This window comes from Desulfitobacterium dehalogenans ATCC 51507, assembly GCF_000243155.2.
GTDB lineage: Bacteria > Bacillota > Desulfitobacteriia > Desulfitobacteriales > Desulfitobacteriaceae > Desulfitobacterium > Desulfitobacterium dehalogenans.
This window is the reverse complement of the sequence record NC_018017.1, coordinates 2362232-2381429: the sequence shown is the minus strand read 5'-3', so window position 1 is coordinate 2381429 and position 19198 is coordinate 2362232. Positions and strand designations below refer to the sequence as shown.

Below are 19198 nucleotides of genomic sequence, written 5' to 3'. Positions count from 1 at the left end.
GTGCCGGAAAATGCAACACAAAAAATGACTGGGGCTGAGTATTCTCAGCCCCAGCGTTATAATCACAATAAAATATGGACAAAACCTTTTACATTAGCGATTCTGGTTGTTGTCATTGCAGGTATTTTATCACTGTTTACTGGAGTTTATGATATACAAGGACAAGTAGATGGAATGGACATGTTTTTCATAACTCGTGTTCCAAGAACAGCGGCCCTAATGCTTACTGGAGCTGCAATGTCAATGTCAGGACTCGTAATGCAACTTGTTACGCAGAATCGTTTAGTGGAACCCACCACAACAGGAACTATTGAATGGGCAGGTTTGGGACTTGTTTTTGTTTATTTGTTTTTTCCTGCACCAACTTTAGTTCTAAGAATGACGGGTGCCATCATTTTTTCTTTTGTAGGAACTATGATTTTCTTTTTGTTTTTGAGAAGAGTTAAACTTCGTTCGTCTTTAATTGTCCCGATTATTGGGATGATGCTTGGAGCGGTTATTTCGGCAATTTCCACTTTTATTGGCCTGGTTTTTCAAATGACGCAAAATATTGAAACTTGGTTTGTAGGTTCTTTTGCATCGGTTCAAATTGGCAGATATGAATATTTATGGCTGGTTGTTATAGCTACTGTTCTTATTTTTATCTATGCTGATCGATTGACTTTAGCCGGACTGGGGGAAGATGTTACAACAAGTCTTGGCTTAAATTATAATAAGATAGTTCTTCTTGGTACTGCCCTTATTTCTTTTGCCGTTGGAATTGTTGCAGCTGTTATTGGCAATTTACCTTTTTTAGGTTTAATTGTCCCCAATATTGTTTCAATGTATAGAGGCGATGATCTCAGGAGTAATCTGCCTTGGGTATGTGTGTTGGGAATGGGTACTATAACACTTTGCGACATAATTTCTCGAACAATTATCATGCCTTTCGAAGTACCTGTCTCTTTGATACTTGGAACAGTGGGGGCAGTCCTATTTATTGTTATCTTATTGAGACAAAGGAGGCTAAGATGAGCCAATTAGTATATAGTAGTAAGGAAAATATCGTAATCGATTCTAGCCTTCATAATGAAGATAGATCAGCTAGAGCTTTTCGTTCTAAGAAAGAAGAAAAACGTTATTGGATTTTGCTGATAACATTGATTGCTTTGGGCGTTCTTTCTTCCTATGGTCTTTTGGTTTATAACAATCCAGTTCCAGTAGATTCCCCTTCTTTTATCCCAGTTGTTAAAAGAAGGATGGTAGCTCTTGTTGCCATGGTTATTCCTGCAATTTGTCAGAGTTTGTCGACCGTTGCTTTCCAATCGATTACGAATAATAGGATTATAACTCCTTCACTTTTAGGTTTTGAAGCACTTTACTCAACAATTCATACGAGTACCATGTTCTTTTTTGGTGCTAGTATATTTATAGGTTTTAATGGTGTTGGCTCATTTGTATTTCAAGTTATTGCTATGGTTTTGATGTGTTTGATACTTTATGGATGGTTGCTTTCCGGAAAGTATGGAAATTTACAACTTATGCTTTTGGTTGGGGTTATTATTGGAACTGGGCTGAGGTCTTTATCAACTTTTATGAGAAGACTTCTTGCGCCGTCTGAGTTTGATATTTTACAGGCCAGATTGTTTGGTTCTGTAAATAATGCGGATTCCGGATACTTTCCTGTTGCAATTCCCATTGTCATCATTGCAGCATTACTTCTTCTTGCTTATTCTAAGAATTTAAATGTAGTGTCGCTTGGCAAGAATGCCTGTACTTCTTTGGGAGTTAATCATCAATTTAGCGTAATTTATACTCTTATATTAGTTGCTGTTTTGATGTCAATATCAACGGCTTTGGTTGGACCACTTACTTTCTATGGATTTTTAGTGGCAACCTTGTGTTATCAAGCGGCACCAACTTATGATCATAGATATATTTTTCCAATGGCTTTTGCTATAGGATTTTTGATAATAACAGGTGCCTACTTTTTTATGTATCATGTATTTAATGCTCAAGGTGTAGTTTCAGTTATTATCGAAATGTTTGGCGGAATAACATTTTTAATTGTAATTTTAAGGAAGGGAACTTTATGATCGAGATTGCTAATGTTAAAAAGGTGTATACTGGTGAGGTGGAAATAGGACCTTTGAATATTAAGATACCAAAAGCTGGTCTTACTTCTTTAATTGGACCCAATGGTGCCGGAAAGTCTACGACACTTTTAATGATTGGAAGACTTTTGAATATGGATGAAGGCCAAATTAAGGTGGCGAATATGGATGTTTCTGAATCTAAATCAAAAGACTTGGCAAGAATTCTGACTATTTTGCGACAAGAAAATCATTTTGTAACGAGGCTTACAGTTAGACAATTAGCTGGATTTGGACGTTTTCCTTATTCAAAGGGAAGAACAACTAAAGAAGATGAGGCTATTATTTCTAAATATATCGATTTTTTAGGTTTGACTGATCTGGAAAATAGATATTTAGATGAACTTTCTGGTGGTCAAAGGCAAAGGGCCTATGTAGCAATGGTTTTGTGCCAAGAGACTGAATATGTACTTTTGGATGAGCCGCTGAACAATCTCGATGTTGCTCGTTCTGTTCAAATGATGGAGCATTTGCGGCATGCTGCTAATGAATTTGGCAGAACAATTCTGACTGTTCTCCATGATATAAATTTCGCAGCCAAATATTCTGATCGAATTTGTGCTATGAAAGATGGAAGAATTGCCGCTTTTGGAACAGTAGAAGAGGTGATGGACCCAGAAGTTTTGACAGATATTTTTGAAACAAAAATCGAAATTATTGCTGGTCCTCATGGGCCAGTAGCGATTTATTAGTTATAATTTAAACTGTTGAGAGAATACAAAAACGGCAACGGGACAAAAACGATGATTGAAGAACTGGAAGCGGGTTTGTAATATTCCCTGGGACTTGTCAGAAGGGGCGGTTCACACGATGAGCCGCCTCTTCTATTTTTTTAATTTTTAATCACCGTCTAAATGTGCTATAATTTACCATCATTGGTCATGGAGGTAAGGGATGAACGAAGAACAATTGAGAGCATTACTCCAGGGAGTAAAGGATGGTAAGATATCCTGTGATAGTGCATTCCTAGAGCTTAAAAATCTACCCTATGAAGATTTGGGTTTTGCCAAAGTGGATCATCATCGGGCTCTTCGCAATGGGTTTCCCGAAGTCGTTTTTTGTCAGGGGAAAGCGAAAGAACATATTATTGAAATATTAACCAACCTTTTAAAACACGGTCACAATATCTTGGCGACTCGGGCAACTCCGGAGGTCTATGAAGCAGTACAGGCCCACATCCCTGAGGCTTCCTATTCCGAACTGGCCCGTGTTATTACAGTTCTTAAAGAACCGATCCTTAAGAGAGGGAGAGTTCTGATCCTAAGTGCCGGGACAGCGGATTTACCGGTAGCGGAGGAAGCCGCAATCACGGCAGAAATAATGGGGTGTCAGGTAGAGCGATTGTACGACGTAGGTGTGGCGGGAATTCATCGACTTTTAGATAATAAGGATAAACTGAATGACGCACAGGTTCTTATTGTCGTCGCAGGTATGGAAGGGGCATTAGCCAGCGTTGTGGGTGGATTAACCGATAAACCAGTGATTGCCGTCCCTACCAGTGTCGGCTATGGAGCTAGTTTTGGAGGGTTAGCCGCTTTACTGGCTATGTTGAATAGCTGTTCAGCCGGAATAGGTGTGGTAAACATTGATAATGGTTTTGGAGCCGGAGTTTTAGCCAATTCCATTATCAGAGCCATAGTTGCTTCCGAAGTATGATGTACATTAAAAAAATAAGCTATACTTTATTTAGTTGAAAAAAGAGAATGAGCTATAGTATAATTCTCTTTGTATCAGTTCTCTATGAAATTGTGTAGCTAATATTGCCTCATGCTTTTCAATAATACATAATACATAGAGAATTTGTGTTTACAAGGTCATCTTGTTTTAAGTAATCTATAATTATACGATCAGTCGAGAAGGCGGTGGATTATAGTGGCAACCAATCCTATTGATATGCCAACAACGGTGGAGCGCAAGATGCCACCTGTATTAGAATTAATTCGCGGTAATATTGTGAAATACGGCAATCCTTTAGCCCTTAAGGGAAGCGAAGTTTCTTCCTGGGCAAAGGAACTTAATTTACCCAAGACAGGGGAGCTGCTTTTTTATACCGGCGGTGAGTATCAACTTCTTCCCTTCATTGACTCACTGGTGAAAACCATGACGGTGATGGATCCTAACAGCGCAAGCTTTTCTATGTTGATGGGTGTACGGAACATCGTCGAAAAGACGGGTATTGCTCCCGAGAAAATCTATGCCTCGGTACTGGCCTCGGACAAAGAACGGTTTAATCAAGTCTCCTTAAAAGCCGCACGGATTCTCCAAAGCTTAGGCTATGAATTATGTTATTCAGGTGAAGACGAACTCTATAGCGGGGCTTTGCTGTATGAATTGGGATATTGGGATGATTTTGCCACCTATGCCCAAAAGGTCACTAAAGTCCTTAAAGGGACCCAGGCCAAGACTATTGTTTGTCTTTCTCCTCACGCTGCTGAAGTCATCAAACTAATGTACCCCAAATTTGGGGTTCATCACGAGTTCGAAGTTAAAACTTTTGTTGAACTGGTATGGGAACAAAGGCACAAATTACCAAAAATAGATACCAATCAATCCGTTGTGATTCATGACTCCTGCCGACTCGCTCGTGATCTGGGGGTTACTGAAGAGATACGGGAGATATTAAATGCAATGGGGATTGAGTTCAAAGAACCTATGCGGAACCGTACATGGACGACCTGCTGCGGCGGTCCTAATAAATTCATGTTCCCTGAGCTTTCTCATACCATAGCGGAAAGACGGGTTGTGGAACTTCAAGACACGGGTGCAGACCTCATCCTAACCTCTTGTCCTTATTGCTTGTCTTCCTTGAAAGGTGCCATAGATAAAAAGGGCCAAGAAGGAATCGCCGACTTGATTGAATTCTTATATAAGGGGATAGTGGGATGAGAAAAGAATTTAAAGAGTACTCTAAAGAAATAGATCGTGCCAAGCATGATGAGAATATTCGCAAAGCCATATCTCGGGCGGTAAAAGCCTATCGTGAAACGACGGATAGCACCATGGCACGTTTTCCCCATACCCCCGATCTTGCTGCAGAAGTACGGGAAATCAAAAGCCGTTCTGTTGCTCAGAGGAAAGAACTCCTTGCTCAAGCCATGGAGGCGGTTGAACGCAATAAAGGGAAGGCTTTCTATGCCAAGGATAAGCATGAAGCCTTAGTTATGGCCGCTGAAATTATTGGTCAAGGGAAAACCGTTGTCAAGGGCAAGAGCATGTTAGGAGAAGAGCTCCACCTTCGGGAGTATCTAGAGGAAGTAGGCAATGAGGTCTGGGAAACAGATCTTGGAGAATTCATCCTCCAACTTAAAAAAGATCGCCCCATGCATATCCTTTCTCCGGCTATTCATGTTCCCCGGGAAAAGGTTGCTGAAATCTTTACTCAATTCTTTGGTAAAGAAGTGGAGCCCGATATTGCCAAAGAGGTGAGCATTGTTCGGGAATTTATGCGTGAAAAATATTTTACCGCTGATGTGGGCATTAGTTCAGCCAATGTGGTGGCTGCCGACACCGGGGCATTTGTTATCATTGAAAATGAAGGCAATGTTCGCTTGTCGACAGCGGCTCCTCCGGTCCACCTTATGATTGTAGGAACTGAAAAATTAGTTCCAACTTTCCAGGAAGCGATGAAAGTAGCTGAAGTGACCTGGCGGTATGCACAATATGGTGTCCCATCCTATGTTAATATTGTCACTGGGCCAAGTAAAACGGGGGATATTGAAAAAGTCACCACTTACGGTGCCCACGGTCCCAAAAAATTTTATGTCATCTTCGTTGATAACGGCCGGGAAAAGATGGCTGAGGATGATGACTTTAAGCAAGCATCCCATTGTCTGCGCTGCGGGGGGTGTATGTATGAATGTCCCGTATTCCAAATCACTGCAGGAACCTTTGGAGAAACCTATCTTGGCGGTATCGGCACCATCTGGAATGTCTTTACTTCAGGAGGCTTAGAGGCTACTGCACCCCAAATCCACACCTGTCTGCGCTGCGGACGCTGTGTAGAGCGTTGCCCAATGCAAATTGATGTGCCCAATATGGTAGGAGAATTAAGAAAACGCCTATCAAGCGGAGAAGTGATTGATTAAATCGGTCAAAGCTTCGCCGCGCGACCGGGAAATCTGATAGCAAAATGAATCCCCTTGGATTATGGAGTGCCATGATTCAAGGGGATTTTTCGTGTGAAAGTGATTTGGATTAAACAGCAAGTTGTCGACGCAAAATATACCTTAACCTAAGTAGCAGGCAGCAAGCGTTTGTCGTAATGCCAATAATTAGGCCAATCCAGAAACCAAAAGCCCCGAAACTGGTGTAGGCGGCCAAAAAGTAACCAATAGGCAGAGCAATGAACCAATAGGAGATGAGTGATGTGATAAAAGGAAGGTTGACATCCTTATAACCGCGTAGAATCCCCTGAATGGGTGTTGCCAGTGCATCGGAAAACTGAAAGAAGATGGCGTAAATGAGAAACTGTTTAGCAAGGAGGATCACATCCCATTCCTTGGAATAGAGTCCGGCCACTTGCTCTTTGAACAGAAAAAGAAGGAGAGCCGTTAGAAGAGCTATGGAGAAGGAAAAACCTAACCCGATTAAGGAATACTGTTTGGCATCATGATAGCGGCGAGCGCCTACTTCAAATCCGACAAGAATCGTTAAAGCCATAGAGAAGCTTAAAGGAATCATGTAGATCATGGAGGCAAAATTCATGGCACCTTGATGGGCGGCTATGGTTATGGTATTAAATCGGCTCATGAGCAAAGTTACTGCACAAAACATGCCGGTCTCGAAGAAAATAGAAAAACCAATGGGTATTCCGATTTTCAATTGGTTTAGCCAGGTTTTCCAGGAGAGTGGATGGAGGCGCTTGAAGATCGCAAATTCTTTAAAATAGGGATGACGGTGAATAATGAGTAGGGCAATGAGCATCAAGCAATAATAAGCTATAGAAGTAGCGATGCCGGCTCCTATACCACCAAAGGCTGGAAAACCAAATTTGCCAAAGATAAGGACATAGTTGAGGCAGATATTAACGGGCAGGGAAAGGAGAGTAATCAGCATGGTAATTCGTGTATATCCCAACGCATCAATAAAGCCCCTCAACACTTGGTACACAAAATAAGGAGGAACGCCAAAAGCTATGGCCGTAAGAAACCCGCGTGCTATAGAACGCACTTGGGGCTCCAGGTTCATGAGAGAGAGCAGCCCTTCCAAACTCATGCTTCCCGCAAGAATTACGAGAAAAGCGATGGCCAGTGCAAGATAGATTCCTTGTAGGACATTGAAAGGAACATCGTTCTTTCTCTTGGCTCCTAATAAATGTCCGACGATGGGCGTTATAGCAATTAATATCCCACCCAATCCGGTGCTGACGGGTGCCCATAGACTGGCACCGATGGCAACCCCCGCAAGATCGACGGAGCTGGCTTGTCCCGACATCACCGTGTCAAAAAAAGACATGGAGAACAGAGCGACCTGTGAAATCAGAATAGGAAGAAGAATATAAATGAATTGGTGAATTTTTAATTTTATTGTAGTGATTTGCTCCATAAAAAATAGGATCCCTTCACAAGAATTATACCTGCATGATGAACATCTTAATCCAAATGCGGGGTAAAAATCAAGCATTAAAGGATCCTGGATTAAATATCAGTCTTTTGGCTAATGAAGAGAAAGAAGATCCCTATTCTGAATGTATTGAATAACTCTCATTTTTTCACTTGCTTCCATATGAATCAGGGGCTGGACACGTCCGTGGTTCACTCCAGGCCATTTAATGAAGAGGATTTGATTATAAACTTCCTTAAGTATGGGATCACTATAGTCCAAATTAATGACGATGTAATGGGGAGGTAGCTCGGGAATAGCAGGGTCCAATTGAATAGGATCCAAATGCAAGAGAAGACTAGTTACGGTATCTCTGGGAATATCATTAACCACACTATAAGTGTCGATTAAAATCGGCTGTTCTTGTAAGCTTTCATGAAAAACCAAGGTCTTGCTGGCAAGTTCCGTTGCGGGATGGGTACCCACGTTAATAAATTTAAATTCAAAACTGATTTCGTGGGTCAGTTGAATGCTTGGGGATTCCTTGAAGGCAAAGTAAGGTCGGGCTGATTCTCTTTGGGTCTGCCATGTATTGATAGTGATAAAAACGCTAATCAAGGATATGATAGCGAAAATTGCAGTAGATCCGGAAACCAGAAGAGTAGACCAAGTAGTTTTTTTTATTTTCTTTAGCATACTTCCCCCAAAATGAAGTTTTTTGCAATTATATTTATGACCTATTGAAAGGAAACATTCACTCCTTGGTAATTTTCCTAATTAACTTGAGGTTTAACTTGATAGAAGTTTAGCCTTGTACTATGATGATATGAAGAGAAAATCTAAGAAATAGATATGGTTTGTGATGGAGGTATTATCAGTGCGTGTGGTAATCGTCGGAGCCGGCAAAGTTGGCTACAGCTTGGCTCAGTATTTAACCCAAGAGGATCATGAGGTTATTGTCATTGAAGAGAATGAAGAACGAAGAGCCATTGTTCAAAATACTTTAGATGTGATGACAATTTCCGGAAACGGTGCCAGCCCGAGATTGCTATTGGATCCTGAAGTCCGCAAAGCTGATCTTATGATTGCTGTAACCGATATGGATGAGGTTAATATGATTGCCTGTATGGCGGCCAAGCGAGTGGGGATTAAACGAACTATCGCCAGAGTCAGAAATCAGGAATATGCTGAAAGGGATAAAATCCGGTTCAATGAATCTTTAGGGATTGACGTAACCATCAATCCCGAGATGGTCACTGCCCTTGAAATTAAACGCATTCTTCTAACCCCTTCAGCCTTAGATGTAGAAGATTTTGCAGGGGATAGGGTAAGGATGATTGAAGTGAAAATCCCCTCTGACTCGAGGTTGATCAACACGACGTTAAATGATTTAACTTTACCCTCCAATACCTTGGTAGCGGGTATTTTAAGAAATGACCGTATGCTTATACCTCATGGTTCAGATATGCTTTTACCCAATGATTGTGCCTTCTTTTTAGGGGAATTATCTTCAATTAAGAAGATTGAAGATCACTTTACTGTCAGAAAATCTAAAGTTGAACGAGTCTTGATTATCGGAGCAGGTAGAATCGGTCGGCATTTAGCTATGATACTGGAGAAAGCCGACATATCCGTTAAGGTCATAGATAAGGATATGGAGCGTTGTCAGGAACTGGCGGAGTCTCTGGATGAAGGATTGGTTTTATGTGGAGAAGGAACAGATATTGACCTATTAACTGAAGAAGGAGTGGGAGAAGCGGACGCAGTAATGTGTCTGACAGATGATGATAAGCTCAATCTGCTGATTGCTTTACTGGCTAAACATTTGGGTGCCCCGAGGACGTTTGTCCGAGTCGGCCGTCCGGATTATATTTCCCTCATGGAAAAAGTAGGGGTCGATGTTGTCCTTTCACCCCGTATTCTCACTGCCGGAGTTATCATTCGCCATGTTCGCCGCTCGGATGTGGTCTCTGTCACTCTTCTCGAGGGCGCTAAAGCGGAAGCTATGGAAATTATAATCCCGCCCTCAAGCCCAGTGACTAACAAAAAACTTAAAGATGCAAAACTCCCAGTAAATTCATTAATCGGTAGTATCGTTCGCAATGAAGAAATAATCATCCCTAATGGAGATACTATGTTGAAGCCCGGAGATAGAGTGGTTATCTTTGCATTGGCCGATACGGTTCCTACCGTCGTTCGATTATTTGAAAATAAAGTGGAGAGTAAATAAAATGAACGTTCCGGTAATTCTAGGTTTACTTGGCAGGCTTCTGATTGTATATGCGGGTGCCATGTGTATCCCCTTGATTTTGGCAGTATTTTTAGGTGAATGGAGCATATACTCCTTCTTGCTGGCTGTAATTATAACTGGAATTCCAGGGCTTGTTCTTATACGTCATGCTAAAGCCGACATAAAAATTGGTGTTCGTGAAGCCTTTGTAGCCGTAGCCGGGGCTTGGATTCTCGCCTCCCTTACGGGAGCCTTGCCTTACTGGTTTGCTAATGTGGTCCCCACGTACATTGACGCCGTGTTTGAGACCGTATCAGGGCTTACAACAACCGGTGCCAGTGTCATTAATGATGTAGAGGTATTGCCCCAATCCATCCTTTTATGGCGGAGCTTAACCCATTGGCTCGGTGGAATGGGAATCATCGTTCTTTTTATCGTATTGCTCCCGAAGACCGGAATGGGATCGGTTCTGCTTTTCAATGCCGAAGTTCCTGGTCCTATGAATGACCGAGTTATGCCGCGGATTCGTGATACAGCAACTTCTTTATGGAAGATCTATTTAATTTTTACAGCGATCTGTGCATTGCTGCTCTGGATGGCCGGAATGACTTTCCTGGATGCTATAAATTACGCCTTCGCAACCATAGCCACGGGTGGTTTTTCCACTAAAAATACCAGCATTATGTATTATGATAGTTTGACTATAGAAATGATTCTTACGTTTTTCATGATTCTTTCGGGTGCTAATTTCGTAATTTATTTGACCGTTTGGCGTAAGAAAACCATGAAGGCCTTTCGTAATACAGAATTGATTGTTTATCTGTTGATTATTACAACTGCCACCTTAGCGATTGCCGGGAGCCTATGGTTTAATGCCGGCAATTCGCCGGGCTATTCTTTTCGCCATGCCTTATTTCAAGTAGCTACCATTATTACAACCACAGGTTATGCTTCTGCGGATTTCGATCAGTGGCCATCTATGACTAAAATCATCCTACTACTTCTTATGTTCATTGGTGGAAGTGCGGGCTCTACCTCAGGGGGGATGAAGGTTTCTCGTATTATACTTCTGGTTAAAGCCACATGGGCAGAGCTGAAGAGGGGAATTCATCCCCGGGTTGTCTCCAGTATAAAACTTGATAATAAAGTCATTGATGCGGAAAATCTAAATAAAGTGGGGATTTTTTTCTTTCTCTATATCGTGACGTTTACCGGGGCAAGCATCATTATTGCAAGTACGGGATTAGAACCCTTTGATGCCATGAGTGCGGTGGCTGCTACTTTAGGCAACATTGGCCCGGGGTTTGGAGTTGTTGGACCGACCACGACTTTTGCCGGGGTTAGCCTATTGGGAAAGACAGTACTTACTATTTGTATGCTGTTGGGGCGCTTGGAGTTTTTTACTTTGCTAATTATCTTTCGTCCGGAATTCTGGAGAAGGCGAAGGGTTTGGTAAAATAACTTTTTGAATTTTAATCGAGGGAGCAGAACAGAAATGAATTATTCGCTTGTGCAAGGGATAGTTGGTAGACTTCTCATGGGATATGCCTTGACCATGTTCATTCCCTTGGGCCTAGCGGTTTTTAAGAATGAAAACAGCAAGTGGGCTTTTTTACTGACCTTGTTTATCACTGCTTGTCTTGGTGCTGCAATGTTTTATTTTCGGAAACCTTCCCAAGAAAAAATGAGTATTCGCGAAAGCTTTGTCATTGTCGGTGGGGCTTGGATTCTGACTTCCTTGCTCGGTGCTTTGCCCTTTTGGATATCTGACTGTGTTCCAACTTATATCGATGCTCTATTCGAATCCGTCTCCGGATTAACAACAACGGGTTCCAGTGTTATTAATGACGTTGAAGCATTGCCCTTATCAATCCTCCTTTGGCGAAGTATTTCGCACTGGCTTGGTGGAATAGGGATTATTGTCCTCTTCATAATTTTATTGCCCAGTACCGGCTTCGGTGCGGTGCATTTATTTAATGCGGAAGTACCAGGTCCTTTAGGCAAACGTACTATGCCCCGAATTCGCGATACGGCAATTAGAATTTGGCAAATCTACACGTTTTTTACCATCATACTCATTGCCTTACTTATGCTGATGGGAATGAGCCCCTTTGATGCCGTCAATCATGGTTTCTCGACCATATCTGCCGGAGGGTTTTCCACTAAAAATACGAGTATGATGTACTATAATAGTCTTGGGATTGAACTTGTCGTTATATTATTTATTATCATTGCTGGGGGGAATTTCCGCATTTATCTTGAGGTTTGGACGAAGAAGAGTGTCAAACCTTTTAAAAATGCAGAGTTTATTACCTATCTTCTTATTGTCATGATCAGTACTTTGCTGATTGTAGGAGGGCTGTGGCTAACTCATGATAAGCCGCCGGGTTATGCCTTAAGACATGCTTTATTTCAAGTGGTCTCACTGGTTACAGGGACAGGCTTTGCTTCTACTGATTATGATCAGTGGCCGGCTATCACTAAACTTGTTCTACTAGTCCTCATGTTCATTGGCGGGTGTGCAGGTTCCACTACAGGAGGGATGAAGGTATCCCGAATTATGTTGCTTACGAAACATGTTTGGGCCGTGTTAACTCGGGGATTGCATCCCAATGCGGTATCCAGCATCAAATTGGATGGGAGACCTATCGATGCTGTCGCTATAAATATGGTCAATATATTTTTCTTTCTGTATGTGGGGATTTTCGCCTTAGCCAGCATTATGATAGCGGGAACAGGCCTTGAGCCTTTTGACGCCATGAGTGCGGTGGCAGCCTCTTTGGGTAATGTGGGGCCCGGTTTTGGGCTGGTTGGTCCAACGGCGACTTATGCAAGTATCACACTCTTCGGTAAATCTATATTGGTACTTTGCATGCTGCTTGGTCGCTTGGAGCTCTTTACTCTGCTTATATTATTGCGTCCTGAGTTTTGGAGAACAAAAGGTGGCTGGTAAACTTAGAACAATGATGTGAAACTGAGAAGGGACGCTGAAGTTTGTGTTTGTTATAGCAAAAATTAGTGCTACTTTGACTATTGTCGTTTGGTTCCTGCGCAAAAAAATTCAAATTGGCCATGCTATGCTGGCCGGCTCTGTTCTCCTATTCCTTATATCATCTCCAACTTTAGAGAAAGCGGGCACTGCTATCCAGACAACCCTTCAGGAGATTGGCACATGGGAAGTCGTTTTAGCTATGTATTTTGTTATGTGCTTAGAACACCTTTTACGGACCACTGGGATTATCAAAGGTTTCATGACTTCCATGAAACCTTTGCTTCGCAGTGAACGTGTCTTGCTGGCCTTTATGCCCGCCTTCCTGGGCTTGCTTCCTTCTTTAGGGGGAGCCATCTTCTCAGCCCCCATGGTAGAACAAGCAAGTAAGAAGTATTCCTTATCTCCTGAGAAAAAAGCCACAATCAACTATTGGTTTCGTCATGTTTGGGAGTATGGAAACCCGATTATTCCGGGGGTTCTCCTGGCAAGTCAAATCACAGCTATACCTTTAGGGACTTTTGTGGCTAATATGATAGTTTATACCTTAATTGCTTTACTTCTTGGGGTGGGGGTGATTCTAACAGGTAAAGGATTTCAGAGTGTGTCTGATGCCCCAAATCTATTAGATAATAATGTGGATTCAAATGGAGCTTCTGCCGACTCTATAGAATCGAAGGGTTCTCTTCGTTATTTTTTTCTCGGGGTAGGCCCCATTTTAGTGAATATTATCCTGGTTGTTGCCTTTGGCCTGAGCGCAGCCCTTTCGATGGGAATCGTCGTATTGGGTATGGCGATTCACCTGCGATTTACCAAGGGGCAGCTTATCACGATGCTCCAAGAGGCCTTCGAAAAGAAGATTCTCTGGGGCGTTTTAAGCATTTTATTTTTCCAACATGTCTTAACTGCATCTGGAATTGTTCAGGAGCTCATGGTCTTTTTTCAGGGGATCAATATTCCCGTTGCTATTATGCTGGGGATCGGATCTTTGATCGTAGCCTTGCTTACCGGCTCTCCCCAGGGAGCAGTTGCGGTTATTTTCCCTATCCTCTCGGCATTTTACCCGGGAAATCTAGAGACGGCCACAGTCGCTTATATCATGGCCATTGCTGGAGCCATGTTATCCCCAGCTCATCTTTGCCTTATTGTCACGGCAGAATATTTCAAAGCAGATCTTTTTAAGATTCTGAAGCCGGTCCTTCTCTTAGAAATTATCATATTGTCTTTAATGGCTGCTGTTCATCTGATTTAAGCGGCAGCAGCGGGTAACGGCGGGAGATGAAAAGACGGCTCGCGTCGTGTAGCTTTACGCACAACGCTCCCTCAATAGCTCCAGGGCTGATGAACTCGCTTTCTTAATAGCATCTGCGGCGGATAAGTATGCTTTATAGCTTGCCGCCTTGAGCGAAACTGTCCACCGGACACTTTCGACGCCAAACCCTAGGGTAATACCTGATGAGTGAACGTGGAAAATATAATCCTAGAGAATAGCCTTTCATCTACAGCTGGCATCATTATAAACGAAAACGGCAGGTGCCGACCTCTAAAGGATAGGCATCTGCCGTTGTTTGTTGAGCTAACTGTCAGGGGAATCGGAGTTCGTCACCGGTCTTTTTTATGCGTCCGCTCTTAAGCAAAGCCCCCACTGCTCGTTTAAAGGCGGCTTTACTCATGTGAAAAACCTTTTCGATCTCCTCGGGACTGGATTTTTCATTGAGAGGGAGTACTCCTCCATGGGCATTCATGGCGTTGATGAGAAGCTCAGCATCCACGTTCATCTGTTGGTGAGAGAGATTGCGAGGAGAAAGGTCCAGCTTTCCATCATCCCGGACTCGAATCACTCGAGCCTGAACCCGATCTCCCCATTTGAGCTCTGAATAATTCTCTGTACGGGGAATCAGGCCCAGATATTTATTATCAACAGCTACAAAGACGCCAATTTCGGGATGGATTTGGTAGACTGTTCCTGTGATGGAGTCATTTTTTTGATAAGGAGAAGCGGAGCTGAGAAAGTCAGTGATATCCGTTGTGGAAGATAAGCGCCCGCTTTTGTCGAGATAAAGATACACAAGATAACTTTTGTCCACTTCTATGAGGTGTTTTTGCTCTCGGAAGGGGAGAAAGAGACCACGTTCTAAGCCAAAGTCCATAAAAGCGCCAATTTTTGTCTTTGCTGTAACTTTAAGATAGGCAAGCTCTCCTACTTGTGCTAAGGGCTTTTTACGAGTGGCGATTAAACGGCCTTCTGAATCGTGGTAAATGAATACCTCTAGGTTATCCCCTTCTTTTATGTCGTCAGGGCATTCATTTCCCGGCAGAAGAACATTATCTTTACGGTTACCCGTCCCTGCATTGAGATAGACCCCAAAAGAAGTGAGATTAGCAACTTCGAGTTGGTTGATTTTACCGACCTGGATAATTGGAAGCCCTCCCTAATACGTTCTAATAATGAAATGAGTCAATGTTATTCTTTGAGGATATAATCTACGGACTAGAAGGCAAAGTTCCCTTGAATAAAGATGGGAATTTCTTTACCCTCTGCAGTAATTCCTGTGATGTTCAGATCAGCTGTACCGATCATAAAATCTTCATGAAGCAAGGAATCATTGACCCCGGCTTCCTCTAATTCTTTTTCGCTTAACTTATCTCCGTTTTTCAGAGTGACTGCATAAGCTTTGCCCAGGGCTAAGTGGCAAGCGGCATTTTCATCAAATAGGGTATTATAGAAGAGGATCTTGGAATTGGAAATAGGGGAGTTGTAAGGAACCAGAGCAACTTCACCAAGATAATGAGACCCCTCATCCGTGGTGATGAGGCCTTTTAAGTTTTCTAATCCTTCTTCAGCACTGTAATCAATGACACGACCATCTTTAAAGGTCAAGGTAAAATTCTTGATGAGGTTGCCGTTATGATTGAGGGGCATAGAGCTGACGACCTTGCCATTGACCCCGGTCTTTTTGGGAAGGGTAAAGACTTCCTCCGTAGGCATGTTGGCAATAAACTCAAGGCCTTCCGCTGTATGCTCTGCTCCGGCAAGCCAGAGATGGTCTTCCGGGAGCTCAATCCACAAATCCGTACCCAGAGAATTTTTGAAATGCAGGGTGCGGAAACGATGAGTATTCATAAAATCCATGCTGTGCTTAAGGTTTGCTTTGTGCTCATCCCAGGCTTTGACAGGGTCGTTTTGATCCGCTCGAACGGATGTGAAGATAGCATCCCAAAGCTTTTCCACGGCACCTTCCGGGCTGGCATCGGGGAAGACTTTTTGGGCCCAGGCCAGGGTTGGCACGGAAACCACACACCAAGCGTTTTGATTGCTCATAAGGCGCTCCCGGTGTTCTTTTAAAGCAATAGATTGGGCCCTTTGAGCTCTTACCATACGTTCGGGATCAACCTCTTTCATAAGCTCCGGATCGGATGCCGCGATACTTAAGAAAGCTGCTCCTTGCCGGGCATAATCGACGAAGAAGGTTTTCTGCCATTCGGGGAATTCATCAAAAATTTCATCCGGCCCATGGAGATAGCGAGTTTTAGAAGAGATCTCATCTCCCCAAAAAATAACCACATCCTTCGCACCTTCCTGATAAGCGATCTCAGAAATTTTGCGGGTGAATTCTGCACATTCAATAGGGGACTTAATTACCAGAATTTGCTTAGGTTGGAGATTGATGCCGGCTTTAATGACAAGGCGTGCGTATTTATCGAGAAATTGCTTATTCATGCAGGTTAGCTCCTTTCCAATCTCGTGGGAATAAATTACCTCTAGTGAAAGATTATAGCATATCCTCCTTATGGAAAAAACTCATAGCCAGTGAAGATGAGGAAATTTATTTACTGAAAGAGTTAAAACACTATTGACATATGGTCATGGTGACCATATAATATAGTTAAATAGATTACATAACGAGCTAAGAAAGATGATGAAATAAGTTAATGAAGACGTTTGTAATCTGCTTTAAGATAAGTGTCGCGGTATATGGGAGAAGGATAGAAAAGGAGGTGACCAATTTATGAATTATCTGAAGGATATCATTGAAATAGCAAACCACTTTGAACCGAAGAAGAAAGCATTACCTTATCTGGAACTGGATTCTATGATGCTTTCACAGGTGGTGGAAGTAGCTCAACGAGTCAGTCAGAATGATATTAATAACACCCATATACAGAATTGGGTGAAGAGGAAGTATCTGCCTAATCCTCATAAGAAGAAATATACCCGAGAGCAGGTTGCCAACATTCTTTTAATCAACGATCTAAGAAATATCCTATCCCTCGAGGAAGCATCCCAATTATTGGGGTTTGTTAACCTCAACCTTGCTGATAATACCGATGACCGAATTAACCCTGCCAAGCTATACGGGTATTACAGCGAGATCTTTGATCTCTCCCAAAAGGATTGGGTTACTTCTCTTGAACAACTGCCCAAGGAAGTCAATCAAATTTTAGCAGGCGAAGATCTTAGCGTAGATGACAAAGATAAAGTGGCTGCGACCCTAGTCATTTTAAATCTTTTGGCCAGGGCAAATCTCTATAAGCAAATAGCTCAACAATGGTTGAAGAATATTTCTCCAACCAATATTCCACAAGAGCCCCAATAAAAAAATGATATACATTATAAAATCGAGAGGAGGGAAGAACTTATGGTGACTGGCGGGGTAGTGTCTTTAATTATTCTGGGTTTATGTTTCTTGTTTTTGGAGATTTTTATTCCTGGTGGAATCTTAGGGATAGCGGGGCTGGTTCTTTTATCGACAGGAATTTTCCTGACGGCAGAATCTGCTTTACATGGGGTGGCTTATGTCTGCAGTTTTCTGCTTGTCCTGGGAATTCTTATCGCTTTAAGCTTTCGATTTCCCCGCACGCGGCGGTTTTGGAAGCGATTTTCATTAAATGCCAAACAATCCAATAATGAGGGCTATGTCGCTCCTACTCCGGATCTGGAGAGCTATGTGGGTTATGAGGGCGTGGCACTCAGTCCCTTGCGTCCAGCTGGAACAGCAGACTTTAATGGCAAAAGATTGGATGTTGTTACAGAAGGAGGTTTCGTCGAAATTCACAGTAAAGTAAAAGTTATTGCAGTGGAAGGGACACGGGTTATCGTCCGGAAAATTTCTTAGTAGACTATAAAAATCGGAGGTGAAGCCCTTTTGGGCGAATGATATGACCATTGGAAGTTTAGTGCCAATCATTCTTTTAGCGTTAGCTTTTATTCTTATCAGTATCGTATTTACCTTTATTCCCGTAGGCCTTTGGATTTCAGCTTTGGCCGCAGGTGTTAATGTAGGGATCTTTACTTTAATCGGAATGCGATTAAGACGTGTTACTCCTTCTCGGATCGTCAATCCCTTAATTAAGGCCCATAAAGCCGGATTACATGTGACCACCGCTCAGTTGGAAGCCCATTATCTGGCCGGCGGTAATGTGGATAAAGTCATCAATGCTCTGATTGCAGCGGAACGTGCAGCTATTCCTCTCCAATTTGAAAGAGCTGCCGCTATCGACCTGGCAGGCCGTGATGTATTAGAAGCAGTTCAAATGTCCGTTAACCCTAAAGTCATTGAAACGCCTATTGTCTCTGCTGTGGCTAAGAATGGAATCGAGCTTCGTGTCAAAGCCCGGGTAACCGTTCGTGCCAATATCGATCGTCTCGTCGGTGGAGCAGGAGAGGAAACCATTATCGCCCGTGTCGGAGAGGGAATTGTCACCAGTATCGGTTCATCTCAGTCTCATGAGCAAGTTTTGGAAAACCCAGACATGGTATCTCGTACGGTTTTGGCCAAAGGCTTAGATTCAGGAACGGCCTTTGAGATTCTCTCCATCGATATTGCCGATGTGGATGTGGGTAAGAATATCGGTGCTCAACTGCAAACAGACCAAGCGGAGGCAGATAAGCGCATTGCCCAAGCTAAAGCTGAGGAGCGTAGAGCTATGGCGGTAGCCAAAGAGCAGGAAATGATTGCCTATGTTCAAGAAATGCGTGCAAAAGTTGTTGAGGCCGAATCTGAAGTGCCCAGAGCTTTAGCAGGAGCATTAAAAGAAGGAAAACTGGGAGTTATGGATTATTACAATATGCAAAATATTATGGCTGACACGAGTATGCGGGATAACATTGCTCGTTCCAGCAACCCTAACACTGACCCCAACCCGAAAAAGTAGGGTGGTGAAGATGGAATGGATTTATTCTCATGGTTACCTATTATAATTTTCATCTATGCAGTTGCAACAATCTTCGGTTCGGATAAGAAAAAACCACAAAACCGACGTCCATCTAATACTGGACCTCAGGGACCACAACGCAGCCGTACT

At 42.7% G+C, this 19198-nt stretch carries 17 protein-coding genes; 13 read left to right on the top strand and 4 right to left on the bottom strand.

The features are described from left to right. From DESDE_RS11505 to DESDE_RS11480, 6 genes are all read left to right on the top strand, one after another. Positions 1-1014 carry an ABC transporter permease gene (locus tag DESDE_RS11505; protein WP_014794185.1) on the top strand — a complete coding sequence of 338 codons (1014 nt, stop codon included), beginning with the start codon at positions 1-3 and terminating at the stop codon, positions 1012-1014. Further along, a complete protein-coding gene (locus tag DESDE_RS11500; RefSeq protein WP_014794184.1) occupies positions 1011-2075 on the top strand; it encodes an iron chelate uptake ABC transporter family permease subunit in 1065 nt (354 codons plus the stop codon). The genes DESDE_RS11505 and DESDE_RS11500 overlap by 4 nt, the downstream gene beginning before the upstream one ends. Next, positions 2072-2824: an iron ABC transporter ATP-binding protein gene (locus tag DESDE_RS11495; protein ID WP_014794183.1), complete on the top strand. Its 753-nt coding sequence runs from the start codon at positions 2072-2074 to the stop codon at positions 2822-2824. Before DESDE_RS11500 ends, DESDE_RS11495 begins: the two co-directional genes overlap by 4 nt. A gap of 202 nt (positions 2825-3026) precedes the next feature. Further along, positions 3027-3788 (top strand): nickel pincer cofactor biosynthesis protein LarB, encoded by a 762-nt coding sequence (gene larB, locus DESDE_RS11490; protein ID WP_014794182.1) that lies wholly within the window; start codon positions 3027-3029, stop codon positions 3786-3788. A 261-nt stretch (positions 3789-4049) separates the two neighbouring features. Further along, on the top strand, positions 4050-5018 hold the full coding sequence (locus tag DESDE_RS11485; RefSeq protein ID WP_174270170.1) for a (Fe-S)-binding protein: 969 nt from the start codon (positions 4050-4052) through the stop codon (positions 5016-5018). Then, positions 5015-6217, top strand: a complete 1203-nt coding sequence (locus tag DESDE_RS11480) for an LUD domain-containing protein (RefSeq protein ID WP_014794180.1) — start codon at positions 5015-5017, stop codon at positions 6215-6217. Before DESDE_RS11485 ends, DESDE_RS11480 begins: the two co-directional genes overlap by 4 nt. A 109-nt stretch (positions 6218-6326) precedes the next feature. Here the strand turns inward: DESDE_RS11480 and DESDE_RS11475 are convergent, their stop codons facing one another. Both DESDE_RS11475 and DESDE_RS11470 read right to left on the bottom strand, forming a co-directional pair. Next, positions 6327-7676 (bottom strand): MATE family efflux transporter, encoded by a 1350-nt coding sequence (locus DESDE_RS11475; RefSeq protein WP_041917259.1) that lies wholly within the window; start codon positions 7674-7676, stop codon positions 6327-6329. A gap of 111 nt (positions 7677-7787) precedes the next feature. Then, positions 7788-8369 carry a hypothetical protein gene (locus DESDE_RS11470; RefSeq protein ID WP_014794178.1) on the bottom strand — a complete coding sequence of 194 codons (582 nt, stop codon included), beginning with the start codon at positions 8367-8369 and terminating at the stop codon, positions 7788-7790. A 181-nt stretch (positions 8370-8550) separates the two neighbouring features. Here DESDE_RS11470 and trkA point away from each other — a divergent pair, with 181 nt between their 5' ends. From trkA to DESDE_RS11450, 4 genes are read left to right on the top strand one after another with little or no spacing between them, the layout of a single operon-like run. Beyond that, complete coding sequence (gene trkA, locus DESDE_RS11465; RefSeq protein ID WP_014794177.1) at positions 8551-9903, top strand: Trk system potassium transporter TrkA; 1353 nt, start codon at positions 8551-8553, stop codon at positions 9901-9903. Position 9904: 1 nt separating this feature from the next. Continuing rightward, a complete protein-coding gene (locus DESDE_RS11460) occupies positions 9905-11359 on the top strand; it encodes a TrkH family potassium uptake protein (protein ID WP_014794176.1) in 1455 nt (484 codons plus the stop codon). Between the two features lie 39 nt (positions 11360-11398). Next, positions 11399-12856 (top strand): TrkH family potassium uptake protein, encoded by a 1458-nt coding sequence (locus DESDE_RS11455; protein ID WP_014794175.1) that lies wholly within the window; start codon positions 11399-11401, stop codon positions 12854-12856. A gap of 43 nt (positions 12857-12899) precedes the next feature. Beyond that, positions 12900-14144, top strand: a complete 1245-nt coding sequence (locus tag DESDE_RS11450) for a DUF401 family protein (RefSeq protein WP_014794174.1) — start codon at positions 12900-12902, stop codon at positions 14142-14144. 331 nt (positions 14145-14475) lie between these two features. Here the strand turns inward: DESDE_RS11450 and DESDE_RS11445 are convergent, their stop codons facing one another. After that, the gene (locus tag DESDE_RS11445) at positions 14476-15312 is read right to left on the bottom strand and encodes a CvfB family protein (RefSeq protein WP_014794173.1); all 837 of its coding nucleotides are present in this window, start codon (positions 15310-15312) and stop codon (positions 14476-14478) included. 71 nt (positions 15313-15383) lie between these two features. Further along, entirely contained in the window at positions 15384-16613 is a 1230-nt protein-coding gene (locus tag DESDE_RS11440) for an aminopeptidase (protein ID WP_014794172.1), read from the bottom strand. 289 nt (positions 16614-16902) lie between these two features. Between DESDE_RS11440 and DESDE_RS11435 the strand changes: the two genes are divergently transcribed. Genes DESDE_RS11435 through floA form a run of 3 tightly spaced genes read left to right on the top strand, consistent with a single transcriptional unit; the run spans position 16903 to position 19048 of the window. Then, complete coding sequence (locus DESDE_RS11435) at positions 16903-17490, top strand: DUF1836 domain-containing protein (protein WP_014794171.1); 588 nt, start codon at positions 16903-16905, stop codon at positions 17488-17490. Between the two features lie 42 nt (positions 17491-17532). Then, entirely contained in the window at positions 17533-18009 is a 477-nt protein-coding gene (locus tag DESDE_RS11430; RefSeq protein ID WP_014794170.1) for an NfeD family protein, read from the top strand. 43 nt (positions 18010-18052) lie between these two features. Further along, on the top strand, positions 18053-19048 hold the full coding sequence (floA, locus tag DESDE_RS11425) for a flotillin-like protein FloA (RefSeq protein WP_019850551.1): 996 nt from the start codon (positions 18053-18055) through the stop codon (positions 19046-19048). Positions 19049-19198: the final 150 nt, after the last annotated feature.

Excerpts from the sequence above, each read along its gene's own strand:
- DESDE_RS11470 (WP_014794178.1), bottom strand. The coding sequence starts at position 8,369 with ATGCTAAAGAAAATAAAAAAAACTACTTGGTCTACTCTTCTGGTTTCC.
- DESDE_RS11480 (WP_014794180.1), top strand. The coding sequence starts at position 5,015 with ATGAGAAAAGAATTTAAAGAGTACTCTAAAGAAATAGATCGTGCCAAG.
- DESDE_RS11495 (WP_014794183.1), top strand. The coding sequence starts at position 2,072 with ATGATCGAGATTGCTAATGTTAAAAAGGTGTATACTGGTGAGGTGGAA.
- DESDE_RS11435 (WP_014794171.1), top strand. The coding sequence starts at position 16,903 with ATGAATTATCTGAAGGATATCATTGAAATAGCAAACCACTTTGAACCG.
- floA (WP_019850551.1), top strand. The coding sequence starts at position 18,053 with ATGACCATTGGAAGTTTAGTGCCAATCATTCTTTTAGCGTTAGCTTTT.
- DESDE_RS11475 (WP_041917259.1), bottom strand. The coding sequence starts at position 7,676 with ATGGAGCAAATCACTACAATAAAATTAAAAATTCACCAATTCATTTAT.
- DESDE_RS11485 (WP_174270170.1), top strand. The coding sequence starts at position 4,050 with ATGCCACCTGTATTAGAATTAATTCGCGGTAATATTGTGAAATACGGC.
- DESDE_RS11440 (WP_014794172.1), bottom strand. The coding sequence starts at position 16,613 with ATGAATAAGCAATTTCTCGATAAATACGCACGCCTTGTCATTAAAGCC.
- DESDE_RS11430 (WP_014794170.1), top strand. The coding sequence starts at position 17,533 with ATGGTGACTGGCGGGGTAGTGTCTTTAATTATTCTGGGTTTATGTTTC.
- DESDE_RS11455 (WP_014794175.1), top strand. The coding sequence starts at position 11,399 with ATGAATTATTCGCTTGTGCAAGGGATAGTTGGTAGACTTCTCATGGGA.
- larB (WP_014794182.1), top strand. The coding sequence starts at position 3,027 with ATGAACGAAGAACAATTGAGAGCATTACTCCAGGGAGTAAAGGATGGT.
- DESDE_RS11500 (WP_014794184.1), top strand. The coding sequence starts at position 1,011 with ATGAGCCAATTAGTATATAGTAGTAAGGAAAATATCGTAATCGATTCT.
- DESDE_RS11460 (WP_014794176.1), top strand. The coding sequence starts at position 9,905 with ATGAACGTTCCGGTAATTCTAGGTTTACTTGGCAGGCTTCTGATTGTA.